Annotated in this window: 7 protein-coding genes; 5 read left to right on the top strand and 2 right to left on the bottom strand. The window is 66.4% G+C overall.

The genetic code is table 11. The features are described 5' to 3' along the window. From recO to WA965_RS28255, 4 genes are all read left to right on the top strand, one after another. Positions 1-523, top strand: a 523-nt coding sequence (recO, locus tag WA965_RS28270; RefSeq protein WP_526448265.1) for a DNA repair protein RecO, incomplete at its 5' end; no start/stop codon positions are given. Then, entirely contained in the window at positions 459-1,352 is an 894-nt protein-coding gene (locus WA965_RS28265) for a decaprenyl diphosphate synthase (protein ID WP_526297247.1), read from the top strand. The genes recO and WA965_RS28265, both read left to right, overlap by 65 nt. 14 nt (positions 1,353-1,366) lie before the next feature. Beyond that, the gene (locus WA965_RS28260) at positions 1,367-1,774 is read left to right on the top strand and encodes a hypothetical protein (protein WP_526297246.1); all 408 of its coding nucleotides are present in this window, start codon (positions 1,367-1,369) and stop codon (positions 1,772-1,774) included. A 31-nt stretch (positions 1,775-1,805) separates the two neighbouring features. Next, positions 1,806-1,994, top strand: a complete 189-nt coding sequence (locus WA965_RS28255) for a hypothetical protein (protein WP_526297244.1) — start codon at positions 1,806-1,808, stop codon at positions 1,992-1,994. On the opposite strand, the gene WA965_RS28250 is transcribed toward WA965_RS28255, so the two are convergent. After that, positions 1,991-2,398 carry a Fur family transcriptional regulator gene (locus WA965_RS28250; protein WP_526297242.1) on the bottom strand — a complete coding sequence of 136 codons (408 nt, stop codon included), beginning with the start codon at positions 2,396-2,398 and terminating at the stop codon, positions 1,991-1,993. The genes WA965_RS28255 and WA965_RS28250 overlap by 4 nt on opposite strands. After that, positions 2,395-2,739, bottom strand: a complete 345-nt coding sequence (locus tag WA965_RS28245) for an ArsR/SmtB family transcription factor (RefSeq protein ID WP_526297240.1) — start codon at positions 2,737-2,739, stop codon at positions 2,395-2,397. Before WA965_RS28245 ends, WA965_RS28250 begins: the two co-directional genes overlap by 4 nt. A gap of 105 nt (positions 2,740-2,844) precedes the next feature. Here WA965_RS28245 and WA965_RS28240 point away from each other — a divergent pair, with 105 nt between their 5' ends. Further along, the gene (locus tag WA965_RS28240; protein ID WP_526448264.1) at positions 2,845-4,242 is read left to right on the top strand and encodes a glycine--tRNA ligase; all 1,398 of its coding nucleotides are present in this window, start codon (positions 2,845-2,847) and stop codon (positions 4,240-4,242) included. The last annotated feature ends 39 nt before the right edge of the window (positions 4,243-4,281 follow it).

Here is a 4,281-nt window from a genome sequence, read left to right as displayed (position 1 = left end):
CCGGTTGACCGTGGCGGCGCTGCGGGCGGTGGCCGACGCCAACCGGCCCCGTGAGCTCGTTCTGGACGCGTATCTGCTGCGCGCGATGGGGATCACCGGATGGGCGCCGGCATTGACCGAATGCGCCCGGTGCGCGACACCGGGCCCGCACCGGGCGTTCCATGTCGCAGCCGGCGGCAGCGTGTGTGTGCACTGCCGCCCGTCCGGGTCGGCGACGCCGCCGCAGGGTGTGCTGGACCTGATGGCCGCGCTCTACGAGGGTGACTGGGAGCATGCGCAGGCCTCCTCGTCGCAGCACCGCAGCCAGGCAAGCGGGCTTGTCGCGGCGCATCTGCAGTGGCATCTGGAACGGCAGCTGCGGACGTTGCCCTTGGTGGAGCGTGTCTACCGGGCGGAGCGCAGCGCCGGGCCGCCCAGCTACCGGGCGGAGCGGAGCGCCGGGCAGGGCATCAGGCAGGATGAAGCGCATGGCCACGAAGCGGACGGGGAAGAACCGCTACCCGCAGCTGCCCCCGGCGCCTGACGACTATCCGACCTTCCCCGACAAGTCGAACTGGCCCGTTCTTTTTCCCGAGTTGCCCTCGCGCACCAACGGCAGATTCGCCCGACCGCCGCAGCACACGTCGAAGGCCGCCGCGCCGCAGATCCCGGCCGACCAGGTGCCCTCGCACGTCGCGGTGGTGATGGACGGCAACGGGCGGTGGGCCACCCAGCGGGGTCTGGGCCGCACCGAGGGCCACAAGATGGGCGAGGCGGTGCTGATCGACATCACCTGCGGCGCCATCGAGATCGGCGTCAAGCACCTGACGGTGTACGCGTTCTCCACCGAGAACTGGAAACGCAGCACCGAGGAGGTCCGTTTCCTGATGGGCTTCAACCGCGAGGTGGTGCGCCGTCGGCGGGAGAACCTCAACGACATGGGCGTGCGCATGCGCTGGGTCGGCTCGCGGCCCCGGATGTGGCGCAGCGTCATCAAGGAGTTCGACATCGCCGAGCAGATGACCGTCGACAACGACGTCATCACGATCAACTACTGCGTGAATTACGGTGGCCGGACCGAAATCGTGGAGGCAGCGCGCCAACTCGCGCAGCAGGCGGTGGACGGCAAGGTCAATCCCGGCCGTATCAGTGAGGCGATGTTCGCCAAGCACCTGCACCGTTCGGACATTCCCGACGTCGATCTGTTCATCCGGACCTCGGGGGAGCAGCGCGCGAGCAACTTCCTGTTGTGGCAGGCGGCGTACGCCGAGTACGTGTTCCAGGACAAGCTGTGGCCTGACTACGACCGCCGCGACCTGTGGGCGGCCTGTGAGGAATACGTCCATCGCAACCGACGCTTCGGCAGAGCCTGAGCGGCGGGGCCTGAATGGACCTCGACGAGCGGCTCACGAAGGTTCTCGAAGAGACCCTGCCCGTCACCCACGAGGGCGACGGGGCGCTGACGGTGCATCACGACGACACGTTCGCCTCGCTGCGGGTCGTCACCATCGCCCAAGATCTCGACCTGGTATCGCTGACGCAGATCCTGGCGTGGGATCTGCCGCTGGACAGCAAGATTCGCGCCCGCGTCGCCAAACACGCCCATGACACACTGCTGGGTACGGTGTCGCTGGTGGAGAAGATCGGCACGGCCAAGGGCGGCGCAAAAAAGACCGGCGACGTGCTGTTGCGGTACAACTTCCCGGCTGTCGGCCTGACCGACGACGCGCTCCGTACGTTGATCCTGATGGTGCTGGCCACCGGCGCCGACGTGCGACGCGCGCTGGTCGCCTGACCTCGAAGCCGCGGGGGCTAGGGTCTCAGGTGTGCGCACAACGATCGTCATAGTCGGTGTGGTAGTCGCTCTGTTCGGTCTGCTGTTCTCGCTGCAGGGTCTCGGGGCGGTCGGCGGCAGTCCGATGAGCAACACCACCACGTGGTCGGTTCTCGGACCGATCATCGCCATCGTCGGCGTGGTCATCGCGCTTGTGGGTTGGCGGAGTCGCAGGCGCTAATTCTCCGACGAGGCCGCTTCGGCGCACTTGCTGCAGAGACCGAAGATCTCGATCGTGTGGCTGACGTCGGAGAAGCCGTGTTCGCGGGCGATCTCGGCGGCCCACGTCTCGACCTGCCCGCCCTGGATCTCGATGGTCGACCCGCATGCCCGGCACACCAGATGGTGATGGTGGTGCTCCGAGCAGCGCCGATAGACGGACTCGCCGGTGTCGGTACGCAGCGTGTCGACGGCCCCGGTCGCCGCCATCTGCTGCAGCGTGCGGTAAACGGTGGTCAGGCCGATGCCGTCACCTTGCTTGCGGAGTTCGTCGTGCAGTTCCTGGGCGGACCGGAAATCATCGAGGTTCTCGAGCAATGCCGCAAGGGCGGCGCGTTGGCGTGTCGCCCGGACAGCACCCGTCACTGGTCCTCCTCCGCGGCATGCGTCACGGCGGCGATGACGATATCCGCCAGATGGTGATCGACCAAGCGGTACAACACTTCCCGGCCTGATCGCGCTCCGTCCACCACGCCTGCCGCCTTGAGTATCCGCAGATGCTGGCTGACCAGCGGTTGGGGGACGTCCAAGGCGTCGACCAGTTCGTGGACACACCGCGCCTCTTCGCGAAGCTGCAGCACGATGGCGATGCGTACGGGCGCGGCCAGCGCGCGCAGCAGATCGCCTGCCGTGTCGAGTACCGCCCGCGGGGGTAGCTCGGGCGGCGGGGTGCCTGTGTGATCGTGGCCGACCGGCGAATCAGACATAGTGGAAACGGTTTTCATTATGGGCCACAATACATGCGTGAGTCCGCATGTCAACCGGGGAACCGCGGAGGGACCCCCCGATGGTCCTCGCTAGGCTGTGGACCCGTGGCCTCCATCATCGACACCGTTGCAAACCTGGCCAAACGCCGTGGGCTGGTGTTCCAGTCCGGTGAGATCTACGGGGGGACCAAGTCCGCCTGGGATTACGGGCCGCTCGGCGTCGAGCTCAAGGAGAACATCAAACGGCAGTGGTGGCGTTCGGTGGTGACCGGACGCGACGACGTCGTCGGCCTCGACAGCGCGATCATCCTGCCGCGCCAGGTCTGGGTGGCGTCGGGGCACGTCGAGGTGTTCAACGATCCGTTGGTCGAATGCCTGAACTGTCACAAGCGGCACCGGCAGGACCACATGCAGGAGAACTACGCCGCCAAGAAGGGCACGCGCGACACGGTCGTGGATCCAGACTCGGTGCCGATGACCGAGATCGTCTGCCCCGACTGCGGCACCAAGGGGCAGTGGACCGAGCCACGCGACTTCAACATGATGCTCAAGACCTATCTCGGACCGATCGAGTCCGAAGAGGGGCTGCACTATCTGCGTCCGGAGACCGCGCAGGGCATCTTCGTCAACTTCGCCAACGTCGTCACCACGACGCGCAAGAAGCCGCCGTTCGGCATCGGCCAGATCGGCAAGAGCTTCCGCAACGAGATCACCCCGGGCAACTTCATCTTCCGCACCCGGGAGTTCGAGCAGATGGAGATGGAGTTCTTCGTCGAACCGTCGACGGCCCCGGAGTGGCACAGGTACTGGATCGACACCCGACTGCAGTGGTACGTCGACCTCGGTATCGATCCCGAGAATCTGCGGCTCTACGACCATCCGAAAGAGAAGCTGTCGCACTACTCCGACGGCACCGTCGACATCGAGTACAAGTTCGGTTTCGCCGGCAGCCCGTGGGGTGAGCTGGAAGGCATCGCCAACCGGACGAACTTCGACTTGTCGACGCACTCAAAGCATTCCGGCGTTGATCTGTCGTTCTACGACCAGGCCAACGACACCCGTTTCGTGCCGTACGTGATCGAGCCTGCGGCGGGGTTGACCCGGTCGCTGATGGCCTTCCTCGTCGACGCCTACCACGAGGACGAGGCGCCCAATGCCAAGGGCGGTGTCGACAAGCGCACGGTGCTGAAGCTCGATCCGCGGCTGGCGCCGGTCAAGGCTGCGGTGCTGCCGCTGTCCCGGCACGCCGACCTGTCGCCGAAGGCCCGCGATCTGGCGGCCGAACTGCGCACGTCGTGGAACATCGAGTTCGATGACGCCGGTGCGATCGGCCGCCGCTACCGCCGGCAGGACGAGATAGGCACCCCGTTCTGCGTGACGCTGGACTTCGACTCCCTCGACGATCACGCGGTGACGGTGCGCGAGCGCGACGCCATGACCCAGGAACGGGTCGCGATCTCGGAGGTGTCGAACTACCTGGCTGTGCGCCTCAAGGGCTGCTGACTCCCCGGGGGGCTGACGTCCGCCGGAGCGGACTAGAAC

Origin of the sequence: Mycobacterium sp., from assembly GCF_049683935.1 — a bacterium.
GTDB lineage: Bacteria > Actinomycetota > Actinomycetes > Mycobacteriales > Mycobacteriaceae > Mycobacterium.
Note: the sequence above shows the minus strand (reverse complement) of the source record. Positions and strands in the feature narration are given on the sequence as shown.

Coding starts and splice junctions, on each gene's coding strand:
- WA965_RS28265 (WP_526297247.1), top strand. CDS start 459: ATGAAGCGCATGGCCACGAAGCGGACGGGGAAGAACCGCTACCCGCAG.
- WA965_RS28260 (WP_526297246.1), top strand. CDS start 1,367: ATGGACCTCGACGAGCGGCTCACGAAGGTTCTCGAAGAGACCCTGCCC.
- WA965_RS28245 (WP_526297240.1), bottom strand. CDS start 2,739: ATGTCTGATTCGCCGGTCGGCCACGATCACACAGGCACCCCGCCGCCC.